At 62.9% G+C, this 21,086-nt stretch carries 11 protein-coding genes; 2 read left to right on the forward strand and 9 right to left on the reverse strand.

The window, feature by feature from the left end:
* Positions 1–9 precede the first annotated feature (9 nt).
* Complete coding sequence (locus PLANPX_RS03920; protein ID WP_152097464.1) at positions 10–1,584, reverse strand: SAM-dependent methyltransferase; 1,575 nt, start codon at positions 1,582–1,584, stop codon at positions 10–12.
* 547 nt (positions 1,585–2,131) lie between these two features.
* Between PLANPX_RS03920 and PLANPX_RS03925 the strand changes: the two genes are divergently transcribed.
* Positions 2,132–8,065 (forward strand): ATP-binding protein, encoded by a 5,934-nt coding sequence (locus PLANPX_RS03925; RefSeq protein WP_152097465.1) that lies wholly within the window; start codon positions 2,132–2,134, stop codon positions 8,063–8,065.
* Here the strand turns inward: PLANPX_RS03925 and PLANPX_RS03930 are convergent.
* Entirely contained in the window at positions 8,059–8,265 is a 207-nt protein-coding gene (locus PLANPX_RS03930; RefSeq protein WP_152097466.1) for a hypothetical protein, read from the reverse strand. The genes PLANPX_RS03925 and PLANPX_RS03930 overlap by 7 nt on opposite strands.
* Before the next feature lie 273 nt (positions 8,266–8,538).
* Positions 8,539–9,168: an OmpH family outer membrane protein gene (locus tag PLANPX_RS03935; RefSeq protein ID WP_152097467.1), complete on the reverse strand. Its 630-nt coding sequence runs from the start codon at positions 9,166–9,168 to the stop codon at positions 8,539–8,541.
* 343 nt (positions 9,169–9,511) lie between these two features.
* On the opposite strand from PLANPX_RS03935, the gene PLANPX_RS03940 reads away from it, so the two are divergent.
* Complete coding sequence (locus PLANPX_RS03940) at positions 9,512–13,279, forward strand: beta strand repeat-containing protein (protein ID WP_152097468.1); 3,768 nt, start codon at positions 9,512–9,514, stop codon at positions 13,277–13,279.
* A 45-nt stretch (positions 13,280–13,324) separates the two neighbouring features.
* Here the strand turns inward: PLANPX_RS03940 and PLANPX_RS03945 are convergent, their stop codons facing one another.
* The 6 genes from PLANPX_RS03945 to PLANPX_RS03970 all read right to left on the reverse strand — a co-directional run bounded on the left by PLANPX_RS03945 (position 13,325) and on the right by PLANPX_RS03970 (position 21,080).
* Positions 13,325–14,221 carry a peptidylprolyl isomerase gene (locus tag PLANPX_RS03945; RefSeq protein ID WP_152101784.1) on the reverse strand — a complete coding sequence of 299 codons (897 nt, stop codon included), beginning with the start codon at positions 14,219–14,221 and terminating at the stop codon, positions 13,325–13,327.
* Between the two features lie 257 nt (positions 14,222–14,478).
* The gene (locus PLANPX_RS03950) at positions 14,479–15,783 is read right to left on the reverse strand and encodes a DUF3748 domain-containing protein (RefSeq protein WP_152097469.1); all 1,305 of its coding nucleotides are present in this window, start codon (positions 15,781–15,783) and stop codon (positions 14,479–14,481) included.
* A gap of 5 nt (positions 15,784–15,788) precedes the next feature.
* Positions 15,789–16,772 (reverse strand): UDP-glucose 4-epimerase GalE, encoded by a 984-nt coding sequence (galE, locus tag PLANPX_RS03955; RefSeq protein ID WP_152097470.1) that lies wholly within the window; start codon positions 16,770–16,772, stop codon positions 15,789–15,791.
* Between the two features lie 76 nt (positions 16,773–16,848).
* Entirely contained in the window at positions 16,849–18,627 is a 1,779-nt protein-coding gene (locus PLANPX_RS03960) for a sodium:solute symporter (protein ID WP_152097471.1), read from the reverse strand.
* 204 nt (positions 18,628–18,831) lie between these two features.
* Complete coding sequence (gene araA, locus PLANPX_RS03965; RefSeq protein ID WP_152097472.1) at positions 18,832–20,337, reverse strand: L-arabinose isomerase; 1,506 nt, start codon at positions 20,335–20,337, stop codon at positions 18,832–18,834.
* A gap of 50 nt (positions 20,338–20,387) precedes the next feature.
* Complete coding sequence (locus PLANPX_RS03970; RefSeq protein ID WP_152097473.1) at positions 20,388–21,080, reverse strand: L-ribulose-5-phosphate 4-epimerase; 693 nt, start codon at positions 21,078–21,080, stop codon at positions 20,388–20,390.
* Positions 21,081–21,086: the final 6 nt, after the last annotated feature.

A 21,086-nucleotide genomic window follows, 5' to 3' on the forward strand; every position in this document is an offset into this window, starting at 1 on the left:
TCGTTGGCGCTAACGCGGCTGCCGTGGGAGATCGGCCACTGAGTTCATCGCTCCCGCACTGCCGTTGCGCGCCATCGCGCCGTGGCCGTTCATTGCAAAGTGCGGCGTTGAGATGCTCGTCGTCGCTCCGTCGAAGCGGGCGGCTTGGAACGTCAGCGGCGTTTCATCGGCGTGTGCCGCCTGTCGGCTTACCAAACAGAACTGGTAGACCGAGTAGACCGGATCGTCTTTCTCCGGCAAATAGAGGTCGGAGGTGACGGTCTCCAAACAGCGAAGACCCGTCGACTGTAGGAAGTCTTCCGCGTCGTCGACGCCAAAAGTAAAGGGCTCGCCGAGAATCCGCATCCCGCGCATGAACTGCTGAATCGACGCGGGGAAGTTCTCGGGCGTTTCGACCGGTTCGCGATCGACCAGATCGAGCCACAGCAGGCTGTCGGGGTGGCTGAGCAGCGGTCGCATGCCGGTGAGGATGTCGCGTACTTCCTCTTCGCTGAAGTACATGCTCATCCCTTCCCAAGCCAGGAAGATCGGCTGGTCGAGATCAACGTTCCCGGCAACAACCTCAGCGAGCGACATTGTTCGCAGGTCGATCGGAATCTCGACGCGGGTGACGCCTGGTTGCTCGGCAACTTCCGCCGAGGCGAGGCGACGACGACGTTCTTCGAGCGTCGTCGGGAAGTCGAGTTCGAACAGCGTCGTCCCTTCCGGCAGGTCGAGACGGAACGCGCGCATGTCCCAACCGACGCCGACGTTGACGATCTGCCGGCCGCCGGCGCGGAGGTAGTTCTTCAGCGCGTCGTCGAGATGCCGCGTTCGAGCCGCGACCATCCCGCCGAGCTGCGGCGTTCGATCGCAAAATCGATTCGCGATCGCAACGCCGTGTTGGCCGGCCATGTGGTAGGCGTACGGGTCGGTAAACAATCCGCCGGTTTCGCGGGCGCGAACGCCGGCGATCATTTCCGCGGAAGAAGTCAGTTTGAGCTGGTAGAGCGTGTTAACTCGCTCAGTGGAGATTCCCTCAGCGCGAAGCATATCCGATTGGCGAGCGAAGTACGTTGCCGTCGCTTCGGCCACCGGCGTGTCGCCGTTGCGGAACTCGATGGCGATCGTCTCGACGACCGTCTTGCCCTCAAAAAATCGCTTTTGGATTCGTTCGTGCAGATCGGGATCGATCTTGGCCGTGACAGTCAGATCAGAGACGCTGGGGCGGAGGAACTTGATGTCGACCTTCAGCAGCCACATCGAGACGGAGTAGCGCGACGTCACCGGGTGAACGCCGAGCACAGGCCAACCGGTGAGGAGCGAGGCGAGCGCCACCCCGCCCGTGTAGTCGGCGGCTAGCACGAGCAACGCGGCCTGGTGCGTGAAGTGCTGATTGGTCGAGGGGGCGTTGAGCGGCAGCACCGTTTCGGCGGCGCCATGATCAACCTCTTTGATCTCCCACTTCACGAACTCCAGGACCGGCACTTGCTCGCGGAGGAGTTTTGTGAACTCGATTGGCTCAAGTCGCGTCGCGCGATCTTGCTCCCAGGTGACGTCAAACAGCTTCGTCTCGTGGGCAGCGTCAAAGCGGAGTTTCTGCATTGCTCTCTCCGTGCGCAGCACGACCGTATCGCCGCCTCCAAGGCCTAGCGACCGCGTACTAGAACGCAATTAAACGGAACCGTGTATTGTCCGGTCGTTTCCAACGACAACCGATGTGCGGATCTGGTTGTGCAGTAACTTGCGTCCGTTCGAAGCTGCAGGTTGCGATCCAGCCTTGTCGCGGCCTGCAGATAAGATCTCACTCGATTCGCCGACTCAGCCAGCGTGCGACTATCTAAATGAGAGAGCTTCGCCCTAAAACCCTTGTCAGAGCACGAGACCTATTTTTGACAGGTCAGCCAAAGACCGCAACTTTTATTGTGGCATTTTTGCCACATTGCTCATTACCGCCATGGCTGACCCCCTACGACCGATCAGCCTTGCACAATCGGCGCCGTTTGCGCTGCAGGAAAAAAGGTAGGGTTGCGACGAGCAATCTGAGGGGCGCTTGCGCGCGAGCGTCGGGTGCTCTGGTACGCCAAACGCCCAGCATGGCGCCCGCGAAGCCAAGAATCGTTAACCACTCCCCTGTATTCGACTTGTGACGATGCCCAGTACGCCCATTCATCCTGGCGACGACGAGCCATCGGGCGTTCAGCCAATGGTTGCTGGGAGATTTACGCGCCAGCGGCGGCTTGGGCATCGCCAAGGGATGGATATCTATACGGCGAGCGATGTCGAAACAACCGACACCGTCGTCTTGAAGACAGCGTCCATCTCGAACTACACTCCCGGCTCGTTGATGCGGTTGGAGTACGAGGCCGGCGTCATTCGGCACCTGCACAGCGACTGGGTGGCGCCGTTGGTCGATTTTGGCCGCGATGGCGAGACGGTCTTCGTGGCTTGGAAGTACTTTCCAGGGATGCCTCTTGAAGAGCGGCTGAAAGCAGGACCACTGACGCTGCTCGAGACAATGAATCTCGCTCGGTCGCTGCTGTCCGCCCTCCGCGATCTGCATACCAGCCAGATTCTCCACCGCAGCGTGCGGCCGGCGAACCTGATTCTCGGCGATCGCGAGGCCGATGGGCGGGCGACCCTCGTTGATTTTGGCCCCACGCGAGCCATCGAGCCAGACGCCCCGCTCAATCGGCAACCGCTCGACGTGGCACTTTATGCCTCGCCCGAGCAAGCGGGGTCGATCGACCACGACGTGACGGCGTCGTCGGACTTGTATTCGGCCGGCGTCGTGTTGTTCCACTGTCTGACGGGACGGCCGCCGTTCGAGGGGAACTCGGTCGGCGCCATCTTGTTCGAACATATGACCCTGCCGGTGCCGCCGATTGGCGGCGCCGAGGGACGCGGGCATGTGCCGCGGGCGATCGAGGAACTGGTCGAGCGGCTCCTCAAGAAAGATCCCCGCGATCGTTATCAAGCGGCGGAAGCAGCGCTCGCAGATCTTGAGGCGATTGCGGAGCAGCTTGCCGCCGGCGTCGAAGAACCGAGCGTCGTCATCGGCGTGAGCGACCGTCGGGCGACGTTGACGGAACCGGCGTTCGTGGCCCGTGGGCAACAAGTGGCGGCGCTCGACGCGCAGATCGAGCGGGCGATCTCTGGGCGCGGCGCGGTCGCGCTCGTGGAAGGCGAATCGGGCGCCGGCAAATCGCGCCTGCTGGCGGAGACGCTTCGTCGTGCCGCGCGGCGTGGTTGCTGGGTACTGCGTGGACAGGGAACGAGCGACGTCGCTCAGCGGCCATTCAATCTGCTCGACGGCATCGTTGAAGGCTTTCTCGCAGCGGTGCAGTCGCGTCCGGAACTCGCGGTGCGCGTGCGCGAGGAACTCGGCGGTTACTGCGATGCGGTCGCCGCGGCACTACCGGCGCTCGCAACCGTGCTGCAAGTCGATGCCGCGAACAAAACGGCGCCGGAAGAGACGGGCGAAGCGCGCACGATTCAGGCCCTCTCGCATTTTCTCGACGCGATCGGCTCGGCGCAATCGCCCGCGTTGATCCTGCTAGACGACTGCCAATGGGCGGACGAGCTAACGTACAAACTCATTCGCCGCTGGCACACCGATGGCGAACTGCGGCCGGGCTTCCATCGGTATGTGTTGCTCGTCGTCGCCTTCCGCGCGGAAGAAGTCGCCGAAGATCACCTGCTCAGACGATTCAATGCGGCGGCCCACTTGCAGCTTCCGCCGCTCACAGCGGAGGAAGTGCGGCAGCTGATTGAATCGATGGCGGGCGTGCTGCCTGCCGAGGCGATCGACGCGGTGATTCGGCTTGCCGAGGGCAGCCCCTTCATGGCCGCCGCGGTGCTGCGGGGATTGGTCGAGTGCGGCGCGCTAACGCCGGCGGCCGAAGGCTGGGCGGTCGACGCCACAGCGATGGCCGACGCCGGTTCGTCGAGTCGCGCAGCGTCGTTCCTCACGCGCCGGCTCGATCTGCTGCCGCCGGAGACGATCGAATTTCTGTCGGCTGGGGCCGTGTTGGGCAAGCAGTTCGAGCTAGAAATGGCGGCAGAGCTCTCGGGAATGAGCCCCGCCGATGCGATCGCTGCACTGAACGAAGCTCGCCAACGGCAACTTGTGTGGATTCGACCGGACGGCGCTCAGTGCGTTTACATCCACGACAAAATTCGCAGCGCGTTGCTCGATCGCTTGCCGGCTGAACAACGGCAGCAACGGCACGAGCGGGCGGCGAACTACCTGCTCAAGCACTCGCCTGAGCGCTATTCGGAACTCGCCTACCATTTCGACGCCGCCGGCGATCGCGCGGCCGCCCTCCCCTTCGCGCTGCGGGCCGCCGATCAGGCGCGGTCGCAGTATGCACTGGAAGTCGCCGAGCAGCAGTATCGCATTGCGCTGCGTGGGGCGCAGAACGATGCGGTGCGGTTCAACATTGTGGAAGGCCTCGGCGACGTGCTGTTGCTGCGGGGCAAATATGCTCAGGCTGGCGAATTTCTCGAAGCGGCCGATAAGCTGGCGGACGACGGTCTCGCCAAAGCAAAGATCCGCAGCAAGATCGGCGAACTGTCGTTCAAACGCGGGGACATGGATTCCGCGATCCGCGATTTCGAACAGTCGCTGCGGCTACTGAATCGGTATGTGCCGCGTCGCGGGTGGATCACCTGCCTGTTGCTTGCCTGGGAAGGCACCGTGCAGGTACTGCACACGCTCTTCCCGCGGATGATGCTCTACCGAATCAAGCGCGAGCCGAACGATGCTGAACGGCTGGCCCTGCGGCAGTTGAGCAATCTCGCGCACGGCTATTGGTACTCCCGCAACGTGAAGATGGTGCTGTGGGCCCACTTGCGCAACATCAATCTTGGCGAACGTTTGCTGCCGAGTGCGGAGCTAGCGCAGGCCTACTCCGAACATGCCCCGGCGATGACGCTCGTCGGCTACTACAGTCGCGCCGTGGCGTACGCGCAGAAGTCGCTCGATCTACGAAAAGATATGGGTGACCTGTGGGGCCAGGGGCAGTCGCTGGTTTTCTACGGCATCACGCTCTTCGCCGCGTCGCGCTTCGACGAATGTATCGAGAAGTGCCGCATGGCGATCCGCATCCTTGAGCGGATGGGCGACTACTGGCAGATCCACATGGCCCGCTACCAAATTGCGGGGTCGCTCTACTATCTCGGCGACCTGCAAGGCGCGGTGCACGAGGCGCAACTCAATCACAAATCGGGGCTCGAGACAGGCGACGAGCAGGCGTCGGGAATTATTCTCGATGTGTGGAGCCGCGCTTCAACGGGCGCCGTTCCGCGGCACATCATCGACCCGGAGCTCAAGCGGCCGCGCACTGATGCGCAGGGTACCTGCCAACTTATGTTGGCCGAGGGGGTGTGCCGGCTTGCCGGCGGCGACCTCGACAGCGCCGTCGAAGCGTTCGATCAGGCGGTGCAAGTGGCGGCTGACGTTGGCGTGAAGAATGCTTACACGCTCCCCGCATTGGCATGGGCGGCGACGGGCCGCCGGCTCCTTGCCGAGCATTTGCACGAACTAACGCCGCAGCGGAGAAACCAACTACTGGCCGAGTCGGCGCGTTTCGCTCGGCGTGCGATCAACGCCCGCTTTCTCTGCGCGAACGACGTTCCGCAAGCTCTCCGCGAGTACGCGGTGATCCTGGCGATGCAAGGCCGACTGCGGAAGTCGCGTCGCATCTTCGCCTGGGCGATCAGCTCGGCGACGAAGCTCAAAGAGCGCCGCGAACTCGCGCGGACGCTCATCGCATCGGGAGAAATCGGCGTCGAAGCAGACTGGCCAGACGCGGAACTCCATACTCGCCAAGGCGAAACGCTGCTCGCAGAACTTGCCGCGCAAGGAGACGTGGCGACCGACGTCGATTCGTCGCGCGATCGCGAAGCGGTCAATCTTTCGTTGGTCGATCGATTCGATACGGTACTCGACTCAGGCCGTAAAATTGCTTCGGGTCTCGCCGCGGATACTATTCACGAAGCGGCCCGCGGCGCAGCGCTACGGCTGCTACGCGGCGAACGCTGCTATGTGATTCCGCTCGATCCAATCGATCAGACGGGCGACCTTACGGGCGTGCCGGCCGCGCACACGGCGACCTGCCAGCGAGCGATCGACCGCGCGCTACTCGCGCGGCGGGCCTTGGCATGCGTTGACGAAGCGGCGGATAGTACTGCCGACGACGGCCCCGAGCGCTCCGTCCTGTGCGTGCCGATTTACGTTCGCGGCCGCGCGGTGGCCTGCTTGTATGTCACGCACGATCAGATTCGCGATCTGTTCGGACCCGACGAAGAGCGGTTAGCCGACTTCGTGGCGACGATCGCCGGCGCCGCGCTGGAGAACGCTGAAGGCTTCGCCGAGTTGCAACAACTCAATGCGTCATTGGAACAACGCGTCGCCGAGCGGACCGCCGCCGCTGAGTCGCGAGCACGCGAGCTGGCCATTTCGAACAATGAACTCGAACGGACCGCGAACGAACTCCGCGCGGCCGAGGAAGAACTTATCGGCGCCAAGCTCGCGGCCGAGTCGGCCAACCAAGCGAAGAGCCGCTTCCTGGCGACGATGAGCCACGAAATCCGCACGCCGATGAACGGCGTGCTCGGCATGACGGAGCTCGTCCTTCACACGCCGCTTAGCGATCAGCAGCGGAACTACGTCGGCGTCGTCAAGGACTCGGCAAACGCGCTGTTGATGTTGCTCAACGACATTCTCGATTTGTCGAAGATCGAAGCGGGCCGGATGGAGCTTGAATCGATTCCGCTCAACCTCCGCGAAGTCGTGGCCGAAGCGACGCGACTGCTCGGCGTTGCGGCGACCGGCAAGGGGCTCGAACTGCTGTGCCGCATTGCGCCGGACGTGCCGGAAGGCTTGCTCGGCGATCCGAGCCGTTTGCGGCAGATTGTCGTCAACCTGGTGAGCAACGCCGTCAAGTTCACCGCCGAGGGAGAGGTGTTCGTCGATGTGAGCCTCGTCCGTCGCGAAGATGGGCGAGCCGTCGTGCGGATGGCGGTGCAAGACACCGGCATCGGCATCGCGAAGGACAAAATCGACGCGGTGTTCGAAGCGTTCCGGCAGTCCGATAGCTCGACGACGCGGCGTTACGGCGGCACCGGGTTAGGCCTGTCAATCTCGATGCAACTCGTGCAGTTGATGGAAGGGCGGATTTGGCTCGAGAGCGAACTCGGTCAGGGGAGCACGTTCTTCTGCGAAATTCCGTTTGCCACGAACACGGAGTTCGCCCCCGCAGTCGCAACCCCGTCAACGCCTGTCGGCGAAACGTTATTGGTGAGCAGCAACGCCCACTCGCGGATGATCTACGGCGAGATCTTGCAGCAGTGTGGCGTCGAGGTCCAAGCCTTCGCAACGAGCGAGTTCAGCGGCTCCTCGACGGCGAAGCTTGCCCTCGTCGACCTGAACGCCGCCTGCCAAGACGAATGGGATGTCGTCGAACAATTGACGCTCGCACCGCAGGAACGTCGCCCCGCGATCGTGATGCTCATTCCAGCCGGCCAAGTGGAGGCCGCCGATCGCTGTCGCGGGCTCGGCATCGAGCATGTGCTCGTCAAACCGGCGAAGCTCTCCGAAGTACGCGCGACGATCCAGTCGATTTCCTCGCGCGGCAGTCAGCCAGCCAAGGCGACGACGGCTTCGTCGTCGGCCCTGACGGAACAGCGACCGCTGCGCATCCTCGTCGCGGACGACAGCCCGGTGAACCAGGAAGTCGCTCGCGGATTGCTCGAACTCTGCGGCCACACGGCGTCGGTTGCCGACGATGGCTTGCAGGCCGTCGAGCTGTTTGAACGCGAGATGTTTGACCTGATTCTCATGGACATCGAGATGCCGGAACTCGATGGTCTTAGTGCTGCACGGCGGATCCGCGCGATCGAGGCGGAACGCGGTCAGCCGCGAACACACATGATCGCGCTCTCGGCCCACGCGCTCGTCGGCTTCACGGCGGAATGCGAAGCCGCCGGCATGGACGGCTACATTGCCAAGCCGATTCGTCCCGACGAATTGTTCGAAGCGACGCGGAAGATCGGGGCGGCCGTCGAACTCGCGGCTTATTGACCGTACATCATCGGCATGCCGTAGCTGACGCCCTGGCCGCCAACCGGAACCGTACCGGGGGGGCAAACCTGCGGGCAGACTTGTGGGCAGACGGGGATGCAGGCTTGAGTCGGGGCAGGCGTGTTGCGTCGGCAGAGCGACGTACAGCCAACCGTACTAAGAGCAACCGCCAACAGGGCGACGAGCGATTTCCGTTCCATCCGAGTAGCCTCCTAGCGCATCTCGCGCGAGCTTCTTGCCAGGCGAGACTCAACCGCGAGTCATCGCCTAGCAATCATTACCCGCGCTGAGTCGACGTGCCGGAGCGCTGGAGGGAGAAATTCGACAATCGTACCGCCAAGTTGGTAAGCCTTGGCGGTGGCGCCGCGTGTGGGGTGCTCTAGCCCCGGGCTTTGCCCGGGGGTGGGCAACCATTCCGGCACGCGTCGTCGCGCGTGAGGCAACCCCCGGGCGAAGCCCGGGGCTAAAACATGCTAGCGAGTTTGCTGATCGGCCGGTTGGGCGTCGATCGGCGCCGCGGCCGCTTGTAGCGGCTTTGCCGTGGCGGCCGAAGCGACTGGGCTAGCTGCCAGCAGGTCGTTGAGCACCTCTTCAGTGATGTCGGCGCCAGGAGCGACATCATAGAGAACGTTGTCGTTGCGGGTGACGATCACCGTCAGCCCACGCTTTTGGGCAACTCGGCGGGCCACCGGCTTGATCTGTTCGCGGAACTGGGCGATCAGCGTTGCCTGATGCTTCTTCAGGTCGGCTTCAGCTTGCTGCTTCACCTTATTGAGGTTGGCGTTCGCCTGCTTTTGCCAGCTGGCGACGGTTACCTCGGCTTGCTCAGGCGTCGTTTCGCCGAGCGTTTTCTTCTTTTCCGCAATCTGTTCGTTGTACGACTTCGCCAAGTCGACCAACTGCTGGCTGAGCGACGATTGCCGCTGAGCGATGGAATCGACAATTTGCTTGTCGCTGCCGAGGCGTTGGGCGATAGCGTCGAGATCGATGACGGCGACGGCGCCGGTCGTTTGTTGTTCAACGACTCCCGTCGATTGATTGCATCCCGCGGCGAACCCCAATCCCAGCACGGCCGCAGCCGTCCATCGTCCCACTACTCGCATCGTCGCATCCTTCCATAGACACGGTAAAAGTCGCAGCTCAAGGGCCGCGGTCGCCCGTTCCGCAGGGTTCGACCGTCCCTCTCAGGCCTGCTCGCCGGCCTAGCGCCACGCGGAGGATAGGAAACGTCGCCAGATTTCGGCAGACCACTTTGCGTTGAACGCTGGCGCCCGAATTTCCTTCCCAAACAACCAATTTTGAGAGAGTTCGACTGTTGATGATGCGAAGGGACGCCGATACAGACCCAGTAAGCTGCACCGACTTTGCGGATTGTACGGATCGTACGGCCTGAAAGAGCGGCCAAGTCGGCTGCGGAACGGGTGCCAAGGGCATAAGGAGTTTGTCGTGTCGAGTTGTTTCAACGGCGATTGGCATGGACGCCACGTAGGGTTGACCGCTGCAATGCTGGCGCTGCTGGCGTGCGGCTCTTCGGCGAACGCGCAAAGTAGCGTTTCCGACGGCCTGCCCTTCGAGTCGTCCGCCAGCGGGCGGATCTACAACGGCACCACCCCCTTGCGGCTCTGGCATCAGACCCGCGGCTACGGTATGGAGGCCTCGCAGACGGCCTTCGGCGGTCGCATGGCCGTTGATCTCGTCGATGCCATCGGCTTCCTCGACGGGCAATTCCGCGTGTCGAACGAGAGCCAGTTCGGCATGGACTTCGGCGGCGGCTTCCGCTGGATGGCCCCGAGCCTGCTTACCGGCGACACCCGCGTGTTCGGCCTCACCGGTTGGTACGACGGCCAGGAGACGACGCTCAACAACTACTACAATCAGCTCGGCGTGAGCTTCGAAAGCTTGGGCGAGCAGATCGACTTCCGAGTGAACGCCAACATCCCGCTTGAGAACGTCAAGTCGGGCGACACGATTATCACGACCGATACCGTCAGCTACTCGGGCAACTTCCTGTCAATCGCGACGCTCATCCCGAGCGACGTCGCGTTGCGAGTCGTCGACTTCGAAGCTGCCCCGCGCATTTTCGACCTTAACGCCTGGGTCTATGCCGGCGGCTATCAGATGGATGGCGACAACGTCAGCAAGATGGGCGCCAAGGGCGGCGTCCGCGGCTACGTAACGAACGACCTCGCCGTCGACGTTGGCGTTCAAGACGACGATATCTTCGGCACGAACACCGTCTTCCAGGTGATTTGGACGCCTGGCCGCACCGGCGCCGGCCCGACCTCGTGGGTCCACACGCTGGCCGACCGGATGCGCGAGCAAGTCTACCGCAACAACTACATCGCCACGACGCAGGTGCAAAAGCAAGGCGCGATCAACCTCACCGACGTCGACGGCCAAGACATTCGCATCGTCCACGTCGACTTTGCCAACTCGTCGCCTGGCGACGGTACGGTGGAGAATCCGTACACCTCGATCAACAGCGTGAACGGCACCGGCTCGCAGCAGGGCGACATCATCTTGGTGCACGCTCAGACTGGCGCCAACGTCTATGCCGGTCAGTCGCTCTCACTTAAGGACGAACAACGCTTCCTCGGCGAAGGCGGTGGAATCTCTCACACTGTCGTAACGCAGCAGATGGGAACCGTCACGCTGCCTGAAACGTTTGCCGGGGCTCTCAACGCCACGCGGCCGACCATGCAAAACTCGTCTGGTTCGGCTGCGGTTACGCTCGCCGGCAGCAATCAAGAGAGCGAAGCGTTTGCTCAGATGGAAGTCTCGAACTTCACGTTCGACGGCGGCGCGAGTGCGATCATCTCCGGCACGGACGGCGTCGCCGCGGTCAACATCAACAACGTCGAAATCGAAAACACCACGAGCCACGGTATCAACCTGGCTGACATGACGCAGACGCTGGCGAACGGCACGACCCGCTCGCGGTTTGCTCCGACCATCGACAAGGTCACGTTCGACAACGTCGGCGGGGATGACATCCTCCTCACCTCGACGACGAGCGAAACCACGATCTCGCACGCCACCGCGATCTCGAACATCACCAGCACGAACGGTCACGGCGTCGGCATCAACTTGGTGCAGAACCAACGCGCCGCGACGATCAACAACTTCGACTGGAACGGCGGTACGACCGGTCTCGGCGCCCTCCGCATCTTCGAGGCTGGCACGCAAGGCACTGTCACGCTTAGCAATTCGGCCAACGCGGATGACAACATCATCACTGGCGGTCAGGTGGGTACGGCATACGCAATCTCGCTGGAGAACAGCGCCGCGACTCACACCGTTACCGGTACGAAGATCCAGCAGATGGGCGGCGATTCGATCGTCGTGAACGACGGCGCCGCGAACCTGAACTTCACCGGCGAAATTTCGCAGACCACCAACGCTCAGTCCGTCTTGAGCGTCACGGGCGGCCACACCGGTACGCTGACCTTCGTCGAACTCACCGCCAACAACGGCGTCATCAACGCCACCACTGGCGACGGCTTGCAGTTCAACGATGCTGACGGCAACTATATCTTCACCGATACGGTGACGCTCACCGGCACGTCGCAAGCCATCAACGTCACGAATGATTCGGACGGCACGCTCACCTTCCAAGACGCCGAGATCACGGACACGACTGGCACCGCCATCGCCTTCGACGGCGGCGACGCGAGCATGAGTTTGACCGGCAAGATCACGCAAACGACCAATGCCACGGTCTTGAACGTCACCAACGAGCACAACGGCACGTTGACCTTCAACGAACTGACTGCCAACGCCGGCGTGATCAACGCCACCAACGGCAACGGTCTACAGTTTGACAACGCCAACGGCGCCTACATCTTCAACGACAAGGTCACCCTGGCTGGCGCCACGCCGGTGATCAACGTCAATGCCGCCGACGATGCGGCCACCTTCACCTTCAGCGAAGTCGACATCGACTACACCGGCGCCGGCTCGGCCGTCACGATCGCCAATAGCGACCTGCAAGCCTTCACCATCAGCGGCGACATCGACGTCACCGCCGGTGGCGGACGGCCGGTTACGATCAACAACAACACCGGCGGCAGCATCACGTTTAACACGACGATCGACAGCACTCAGAACGGCATCCTCGTGACTGGCAACAGCGGTACGACGATTCGCTTCGCCGGCCAGACGACGCTTGCCACCGGCGCCAACAACGCCGTCACGCTCACTAACAATACGACCGGCGGCGTGCGGTTCGATGCCATCGACATCACCACGACTGGCGCCGGCACCGGCTTCGTCGCCAGCAACACCGCGAATCTTACGGTTCAAGGGACTGGCAATACGATCACCACCGCCAACGGCGTGGCCTTGTCGCTCACCGACGTCGAAGTCGGCTCTGCGGGCGTGACCTTCCAATCGGTCACCTCCACCGGCGGCACGAACGCTGTAGTTCTTGACGATGTTACCGGCGGGACCGTCACGATCAATGGGGGTACGCTCAGCGGTCAAACTAGCGACGCCATTGCGATCATCGGCGGGGCGAACCTCTCGATCAACAGCATGTCGATCACTGGATCCGGCGGCGACGCGATCAACATCGACCTGACTACCAACGTCGCCTCGACGATCTCTGTCACCAACACGACGATCAACAACGCGACCGGCTTGGGCATTGATTACAACCGCGGCTCGCTGGTTACCAACACGACCCGCCTGACGCTAACTGGCAATACGATCGACACGACGGGCGGCCAGGGCATCGGGATCGACATCAACGGCTCCGGCACTTCGAATGTGACGATCAACGGCAACAACCAGGTCTCCAACACCAGCGGCGACGAAGCCTTAGCGATCGCCACCGTCGGCGGCTCGGGTAAGACGCTTAACCTGCTGATTGACGGCAACAGCTTCAACAATGACAGCACACTGTCGGCAGCGAGCATCAATACGAACGGCGCCGGTACGGTCAACGCCACGGTGACCAACAACAACTTCAGCAACAGCAACGGCGCCACAGGACGCGGCTTCACCGCGGCCACCAACTCGCCTTCCTCGACGCTACGGCTCAACCTCGATGGCAACAACGCGACGGCGAGCGGTGCGGCTGATCCTTACTTGCTCGACCAGAACTCCGGTACCTTCCGTGTCGAAGACCTCGCTACGGTGCAAACCCGGAACAACGGCGCCATCGAGCAGCAAGGCACCATTACCAACGACAACGGCCCGATCCCGACTCCGTAGTCGGGACCAGGCCGGTGAGTTGCGAACGGAATGTTGGATGACGACCTAGCGAGCCGAACGACTGCGGCGGCTCGACAGGAAGGCCCCGAGGAGGCCCAAGGCTCCGAGGGCGACGGTCGAAGGCTCAGGCACTGCCGAAACTGGTGGGGCCGCAGCCGCCAGCGGATCGACCGGCGGCGCTAACAGCGCCGCTTGTGCGGCGGCAGCCGCCGCGGCTTCGTCAGCGGCAACCTGCTTCAGATGGTTCATGATCGGGCCGACGAACGAAAAATCGGAAGCCGCGTTCACCACTTGCACGCTCTTCACGACGACGATGTTGCCGTCTGCAGTGATCGGCACGTCGCTGAGGGCGAGATTGCCGTTCTGGCCGAGTTCACTGGCGAGGTCGCGCTGATTGAGCTGCATGATCTTGTCGATCGTCGTCATGTCGCTGATGCGAGCGAACGGCACGAAGCCTTGGCTATCGAGGAAGTTGTTGTCGCCGAGGTTGATGAAGAAGCTGCTCGTACCGCTGTTCGGCTGGCCCGACTGCAGCGCGAGCGACACGGTGCCGCGGGTGTTCGAGATCGAGCTGAAGTCAACCTGTCCGTCGCCGTCGGCGTCGACGACGACGCCGTCATCGAGCTTCTCGATCGACGTATTCATCGTGGCCCAGAAATCGGGATTCGTGGGGAAGCCCATGAACCCGCCCATCTGCAGCACGAAGTCGTCGGCCGTGCCGGCGTTGCCGTCAGCGGCGCGATTCACCGAGCTAAAGTGGTACTTGCCCAGGCCGATGTAAGCGACGATGTTGTCGACCAGCGGCTGGAGATTCGGATCGTTGTTGGGGTTCAACTCCATGTCGAACGAGCCGACGCTCGTGTTGAACCGCATCGTTTGGGCGAACGCCCCGGTGGTGGTCAGAAGGGCTAGAACCGTAGCCAGGCCAATTCGGGTAAGCATGCCTCTGCGCCGCTCTCGTGAAAGTGAATCGATGGTGTTCCGCGGTCGGACGCCTGCTGAGAAGAGGCGCCTGGAGTCCTGATTATAGTTGGGGCCCGGAAAAGCGTCCGGCTTTTTGCTGGGGATTTGCCGTTCGCCCGCCCGTTTTACCGGAAAAACCGGTCCCCGGTTGCGGTTTCTGACGGCGGGTCGGGCTTCGGGACAGTTGCCGCGAAGCCCGAGTTTCTCCCGGGAAATGGGGAGAGAGAGGCTCCAGGTTACGTTACGTCGGCAACGTGCAATTGGTTCCAAACGCTCTCGTCGGCGGCTGGAACTTGTCGGACAAATGTGACCTGCCGACCATCGGGGGAGAAGACGACCGCCTCGGGGCGCGGGGCCTGGGCGGCATCCGGTGGCGGCGTGAGCCGTCGCGATTCGCCGGTGGCCGCGTCGGCGACCATCACGCTCCCGTCGGCAACGTAGGCGATGGCTGAGCCGTCGCGATTCCAGGTGAATGCCGAGGCGACGTCCCACGGATCGCGCGTAAGCTGCCGCGGCGAGCCGCCGTTGGGTGAGACGAGCCAGAGCTGCACGACGCCATTGTCGTCGCGCATCAAGCAGGCGATTTGCGAGCCGTCGGGCGAGCTTCGCGGCCAGTGGCGGACTCCCTGAATGCCCGGGTACTTCCGCTCGGCCGTGAAAGTGAGCCGCCGCTGCACCACCGCGAGCGGCGGCTGCGGCCGCAGCGTCGGCGTGCCTTGCAGCGGGCCGTCGCCAGCCTTCCGTATCCCGTGGAGCGGCGGCAAGTCGACGATGAACAGCTCCGTCAGCGGTTTGCCATTTTCGCCGATGGCATCACCGAGAAATGCGAGTGCTCGCTCCTGGTGCGAACCATTGGCGCGCTGATAACCGGCGACGCCGACCCACGCATCTTCGTAAGCCTTGGCGATTTCGTCCGAACCAGGCCGCGGCTGCCGTACCGTGCGGGTGACGAGCGTCGAGTAAAACGCGCCGTCATGGTTCCGCGGATGCGAGCGCGGCACGCTCACCCCGCCGAGCGGCACGGCGACGCCGACGTTGCGCTGGTTGAGATCCCCCTGCCCCGTCGGCTCGCGGGTCGTTAGAACATGGTCGTCGTAGGTAAAACTGATCCACGCGCCGTCGCCGCTGAAGATGTGGACGTGCGTCCCGCCGCGGAGGGCGCCGCCCGTGAACGGCGGCGTCAGGTCGCGGGCGTCGAGGTTTAGCGCGACGCCAGGATTTGCTGCGTCGACGATGACGCCCTGCCGATGATGCGGCCCATACTCCCAATCAGGCGTCGGATCTTCCGGCCCGAGGATGAACGCCACGCGGTCGTCAACCGGCGAGTAACTCGCCACGCCGCAGCAGGCGCCTCGCTGACTCTCGTAGAGCACTTCCACTCGCCCCGTCGGCACGTGGACGCGCTCAACGCGAGTCCCGTCGAACACGCTGCCGGCCGCATCGCTGCGGATGTCGTACACGATCCACTCGCCGTCCGGCGACCAGACGTTGGCGTTGGTGAGAATGTGGCCATGGGGCGCCGTGGTGAGCTGCCGTTCCATGGCTGTTAGCCGCCGTAGCCGTTGGGGTGCGACTTGTGCCACTTCCACGCGCTCTTCACGATCGGCTCGATGCCGACGTACTTCGGCGTCCAGTCGAGCGTCTTCCGCGCGAGCGAGGCGTCGGCCACGAGCTCCGCTGGATCGCCGGCACGTCGCGGCGCCACCTTGTGCGGAATTGTATGCCCTGTCTCGCGACGGCAGGCGTCGATCACTTCCATGACGCTCGCCCCGGCGCCGGTGCCGAGGTTGAGTTTCAACCCCTTGCCCGGTTGCAGGCGTTCGAGCGCGGCTAGATGCGCGGTCGCCAAGTCGTCGACGTGGATATAGTCGCGAACGCACGTGCCGTCGGGCGTCGGATAGTCGTCGCCGAAGACGGTGATCTCTTGGCGTTGGCCGAGCGCCACCTGCAAGATCAGCGGAATGAGGTGCGTCTCGGGCTTGTGATCCTCGCCGATCGTGCCATCCTCGGCCGCGCCGCTGGCGTTGAAGTACCGCAGCGCCGCGAAGCCGAGGCCGTAGGCGTGGGCGTAATCGTCGAGCGCCCGTTCGATCACCAGCTTCGTGTAGCCATATGGGTTGATCGGATCTTGCTTCATCCCCTCGGTGATCGGGGACTTGTCGGGCGTGCCGTAGGTGGCGCACGTGCTGCTGAAGACGATCTTGTTAACGTCGGCCGCCCGCATCGCGTCGAGCAGGTTGAGCGTGCCGACGACGTTGTTGCGGTAGTAGGTCGCCGGATCGGTGACCGAGACGCCGACGTATGCTAGCGCCGCGAAGTGCATCACGGCGTCGTACTGACGTTCAGCAAAGACTTCGGCCAAGCGGTTCTGGTCGAGCAGATCGCCCTCGATCAACCGGCCCGCCGGCGTGGCGGCTTTGTAGCCGTTCATGAGATTGTCGAAGATCCAAACGTCGTGCCCCGCCTTCGTCAGCAGTCGCACTGCGTGAGAACCGACGTAGCCTGCTCCGCCCGTAACGAGAATTTTCATCGCGAGGTCTATCTTTTGCGTCTAGCGTGTAGGCGACGCTAGCCGCACCCTCCGGGGCGAGGCGTCGAGCGCCGCATCATCCAGTGAAATAGAGGTAGGCCGCCACGATGGCCGCGAGGACCGCCACGGAAGAAACGACGTCGACTGCCGACCAACTGGCCCGCGATTCCCGCTTCTGTTCGTCCGTGACTGTGGCGAAGGTGAGCCCCTCGATCTGACGTTCGTCCGGCGGGGCTGTCGCGTAGCTTACCACGATCATGGCAATCATCGAAGCCAGCAAGATGAGGATGCTGAAATACTGGAAGTAGATGTTGTTGACGATCCACAGGAACGAGTCTGGCGTGTAGCCATTCTCATAACCTTTGAGTTTCAGGCTCACCGGCGTATCCACCACCAGGCGGAAAATACCAAGCGCGAAGCCGACGAGCATCGCCGCCATGCATCCCTTCGCGTTGAGCCGCTTCCAAAAGACGCCCAGGAAGAAGACGACGAAAATTGGCGGAGCCAGATATCCCTGCACCCCCTGCAGGTAGTCGTAAAGCCCCTTGGCGCCCTTGATCACCGGAATCCAGGCGATGCCGATCAGCACCATCACCACGGTGGCCATCCGTCCGACCCACACGAGGTGGGCCTGCGACGACTGGGGGCGATACTTCTGGTAGATGTCCATCGTGAAGAGCGTCGATGAGGCGTTGAACACGCCCGCGAGCGAGCTCATCAGTGCGGCGAGCAAGCCGGCGACGACGATGCCGCGGACGCCCAGCGGCAGCACGTAGAGCACCATCTGCGGGAAGGCGCTTTGGGCCTGCTCGGCGACCGCCTTGCCGTTCTCGCCGATCATCGCCCCCATGCCAGGCGTGCCCGACTTCGCCAACCCAAACGCGATGATGCCGGGAATGATAAACAGAAACACCGGCAGCAGCTTGAGCATGCCGGCGAAGATCGAACCGCGGCGAGCCTCGCGTTCGTCCTTGGCGCCGAGCGCCCGCTGGACGATGTACTGGCAAGTGCACCAGTACCACAGCCCGATCACCGGGGCGCAAATCATCATCCCCAGCCACGGGTAGTCGCCGTTGAAGTACCACGCCTGCCGCACGACTTCGCCGGCGGAGTCTTTCACAATTTCGGGCGCCCAGGTTCCTTCAACTCCCTCGGGGACGATCGGCTTCCAGAGATTGAACATCTCGTCGCCGACCGTTTCGCGCAGCTTCTCCCAACCGCCGATCGCCTTCAGGCCAAAGATAGTACAGAGCGCCGAGCCGACCACCAGGATGATCGTCTGCAGCGCCTCGGTATACACGACGGCCCGCATGCCGCCCAGCATCGTGTAGATACCGGTGAGGATGAGTACGAGGATCGAGCCGACCCAAAAACTGTCCATCACCATGAAGCCGAGGTTGAGCGACAGGTCCGGCAGCAGCGTCCGGAACACGACGCCGCCGGCGAAGATGCCGACCGCCACCTTCGAGATGATGAACAGAACGAGCGAGATAACCGACAGCATGTAACGGGCGCTGGTCGAGAAGCGACGCTCAAGGAACTCGGGCATCGTGTAGACCATCGACCGCATGTAGAACGGCACCATCACCCACGCGAGCACGAGCAAGCACCAAGCGTGCAGCTCGTAGTGGGCGAGCGCGACGCCGTCGGTGGCGCCGGAACCGGCGAGGCCGACGACATGCTCGGAGCCGATGTTCGATGCGAAGATTGATGCGCCGACGAGGAACCAGGGCAAATGCCGACCGGCCAGGAAGTAGTCGGTCGCCGTTCCCTTGTTCTTCTGAATGACCCACCAGGCCAACCCGGCCACGGACATGAAGTAGAGGCCGACGACCACCCAATCAAGCGTTTCCATGCAGGGATTCCCGCGCATTGTGAAGAGGAGGATTTCTAAAGAGACTACAGAAAAGGCGAAGAGTTCAAAACTGGCTGTGGGAGGCGTCTCCGACGCCGATAACGCTCACCATTACAAGCAGTTATGGCATCGCCGCGTCGTTTCGGGGTCGGAGACCCCTCCCACAAATTTGCAAGCAAAGTGTCGCCGCTGCTTCAATCGTCGCTACGCCCGGCGATACACGCCAGCGTCGTTCCATCGCAAAATATTTTTGAAATCGCGCAAACGGGTCGCCTCGTCGATGACGACGAATTCGACCCCCCACATCTCGGCGAGGTCTTCCCAATGCTCGGCGGTGAGCGCCTGGCTGAACGTCGGATGATGCGAACCGCCGGCTTGAATCCACGCCGCCGCCGCCGTTTTGAGATCGGGACGTGGCTTCCACATGGCGCGGGCGACTGGCAGCTTCGGCATTGGTTGCTCGGGAGCAATCACGTCGACTTCGCTCAGCACCATCCGGAAGCGATCGCCCAAGTCGACAATCGTCGTGTTCGTCGCCGGGCCGGGCGGGGCGTCGAACACGAGTCGCACGGGATCGTCCTTGCCGCCGATGCCCAGTGGGTGAATCTCGCACGAAGGCTGAGCGGCGGCGATCGACGGGCAGATCTCCAGCATGTGGGCGCCGAGCACCTGCTGGTTCCCTTGCGGCAAGTGATAGGTGTAATCCTCCATGAACGACGTGCCGCCCGGCAAGCCGGCCGACATGACTTTCGCCGCCCGCAGCATCGCGGCCGCCTTCCAGTCCCCCTCGGCGCCGAAGCCGCAGCCGTCGGCCATCAGCCGCTGCGAGGCGATGCCGGGAAGCTGCTTCATGCCGTGGAGATTCTCAAACGTGTTCGTGTAGCCGACGAAACCGTTGTCCTGGATGAAGTACCGCAGGCCGAACTCGATACGGGCGGCGTCGCGCAGCGATTCGCGGCGGTGGCCGTCGCGGCGCAGCTCGGGGGCGAGTTGGTACTGCTCCTCATACTGGCCGCAGAGCCAATCGACCTTTCCCTCTTCGATCGCGTCGATGTACTTCACCACGTCGCCCAGGCCGTAGCCGTTCACCGAGTAGCCGAGGCAGATTTGAGCGGCGACTTTATCGCCCTCGGTCACGGCGACTTCGCGCATGTTGTCGCCGATGCGGGCGATCCGCGCGGTGAGCGCATCGTGCCGGGCCGCTGCGGCGCGGGTCCAAACGCCCACCGACTGCAGCACGTCTTCATCCTGCCAGTGGCCGACGACCACCTTGCGGGCGAGCCGCAGCCGCGCGCCGATGAACCCGAACTCCCGGCCGCCGTGGGCCGATTGGTTCGTGTTCATGAAATCCATGTCGATCGACGACCACGGAATGTCGCGATTGAACTGCGTGTGCAGGTGCAGCAGCGGCTTTTGCAGCAGCTTCAGCCCGGCGATCCACATCTTCGCCGGCGAGAACGTGTGCATCCAGGCGACGATGCCGATGCAATTCGGCGCCGAATTGGCCTCCAGCACTACGTCGCGAATCTGCTCAGGCGTCGTCAGCACCGGTTTGAAGACGACCCGCACGGGGATCTGTGCCGCGTCGTTGAGCGCCGCCGCCACCGCCATCGAGTGCTGCTCCACCTCGCGGAGCGTCTCCTCGCCGTAGAGATGTTGGCTGCCGGTGACGAACCAGACTTCAAATTTGTCGAGGCGGATAGTTGGCATGGAATGCACCGGAAGACGATTTCGTCGGGGAGATAACTTAGGTTGAAAACTCAGCGCTGGCCGTAGTACGCATCCTTGCCATGCTTGCGTAAGTAATGCTTGTCGAGCAGGAACTGATCGACCGGCCCCGTCTGCGGCGCCAGGGCAAGCGTATCGATCGCCATCGCCGCGACCGATTCGAGCGCCACAGCATTGTGAACCGAGTCGGCCGCGTCTTTGCCCCACGCAAATGGCGCGTGGCTCGCCACGAGCACCGCCGGCATCGCCAACGGATCGAGTTCAGCGAATCGCTCGACAATGACGCGGCCCGTGTTCAGTTCGTACGCTTCTTGGATCTCTGCGGCGGTGAGCAGTCGCGTCACCGGCACGGTCCCGTAAAAGTGGTCGGCATGCGTCGTCCCGAAGCAGGGAATCTCCCGCTGGGCCTGCGCGAACGCCGTCGCCTTCGGGCTGTGGGTGTGGGTAATCCCGCCGACGCCGCTGAACTTCTGGTACAGCAGCCGATGGGTGACGGTGTCTGACGACGGCTTCCACGCCCCTTCGACGATGGCGCCCGTCTCGATGCTCACCACCACCATCTGCGCGGGCGACATGCCGTTGTAGGGAACGCCGCTCGGTTTGATCACCATCAACTCGCGATCGTCCGACAGGCCGCTGACGTTTCCCCAGGTGAGCGTTACGAGTCCTTCCGCGACGAGGTCGAGATTCGCCTGGCAGACCTGTTGTTTCAGTTCTTCGAGCATCGGTCG

The organism is Lacipirellula parvula (genome assembly GCF_009177095.1).
Taxonomy (GTDB): domain Bacteria; phylum Planctomycetota; class Planctomycetia; order Pirellulales; family Lacipirellulaceae; genus Lacipirellula; species Lacipirellula parvula.